This window comes from Paenibacillus glycanilyticus, assembly GCF_023715145.1.
Lineage (GTDB): Bacteria > Bacillota > Bacilli > Paenibacillales > Paenibacillaceae > Pristimantibacillus > Pristimantibacillus glycanilyticus_A.
Genome location: NZ_JAMBNP010000028.1, coordinates 1 through 1,418 on the forward strand (window position 1 = coordinate 1; position 1,418 = coordinate 1,418).

Below are 1,418 nucleotides of genomic sequence, written 5' to 3' on the forward strand. Positions count from 1 at the left end.
TAGAGCGTCCTCCAGGATGATGGAATTTTTAGGGCTATGACCCGTTGCGTACTTCCATCGTACCGAGGCGCTCGTTTTTTTGCAAAGCGGAAATTTAACGCTCTACAGGAATGCTATCGTTCCTCGTTACTTCAACAGGTTAAGGGAAAATCTGCTGTATGTCTCCTTTCCAATCAACCAATTCTAGGAGATCCTTTTGAAGTAGACACCATTCAATTATGGTTTTAACGAGTCCAGGTGTAATAATTTTATCATCCCAGTTCGGGGTCAGTACCCTTACCCAACCTTGCCTATAATGATTTTCTAACCCCCTAAATTCGATGCCCTTTACCACAATAAAAGGTCGTTTATCATTGTTAGACTGACCTACATGGTAAGATACAATAAATTTCTTATCCTCTGAAACGATATCAAGATTGGTCTGTCCGTAATCCTCAGGATCTAGCTGTACATTCCAATAATATGTTCTGCCAATATACTCTAATTTTCGCTTCCCTTTTGAATTAACCCCCAACTAGACTCCTCCCATTTCATGCATTAATTTCTACTTAAGCTAACTCAGTCTGACTGTTTGTTGAGAATACGGCAGCTTTTTGCTACTGCAGCATTCTTATGGTTGATGCACGAAACTAATTCTGGCCAGTCGGCCTGCTTTGTTGAACTAAAGTTCTCCGTTAGCCATCCATGCAGCGCAAAAAACAGCGCTGCACCACAGAGAATTTAAACGCTTATTCAGAACTAAAGTCATGCAAGTTATAAACAGAATCCCACCAAGGCCTAATAGAATGCTTCCACTCCACTTAATTTGTTCTATAAACCCTTGCAACATGATATTGTACTGGCTTGTATCCATGCTGCCCTGCATTTTCTCAATCATATATTCACTTACTTTTTCAGTGCCCCATAAAATCTTCAGCTTAATGACCAAATTACGTGAAAACATCACACAAAAAGGCTAGGAGAACTATACGTTCTATCGGGCTTCATCATAGAGGTTTCAAGTTCTCTTTCTTACTTGACCAATAAGAACATCCTTAAATTTCTTAAAGTACAAGATATTCAATAATACCATTGCAACAAAACCTATAATCCTAATTAAGAAATCTTCTGATTCCAGCAGGGAATCAAAGTTGATTATTAGATAGATTAATAACGCGATGTTTGCTACGGTTAACAAGAAAAATGCGCTTCTAATCAGTAATTTCATGTTACCCCCTTATACATATGACCCTCCTGAAACACAATAGTTACTCATACATGACGAATCAACTTATGTTCAAAACTATACCACATATTGGAACTAACCTCCCTCTATGGAGAATCGTTATTCTCTTAAATTCGCTTGTTTTCGTAGGTTTTGAACCTTTTTCTTTCGTGACAGACAACCGCTGAATGGAATAAGGTTGTAGAAGATGTAG

1 protein-coding gene is annotated in these 1,418 nt (G+C 38.3%); it reads right to left on the reverse strand.

Annotated features, from left to right (window positions below; translation table 11 throughout):
• Positions 1-139: 139 nt before the first annotated feature.
• Positions 140-514, reverse strand: coding sequence for a hypothetical protein (locus M3194_RS30755; protein WP_251657952.1), 375 nt, complete (start codon positions 512-514; stop codon positions 140-142).
• Positions 515-1,418: the final 904 nt, after the last annotated feature.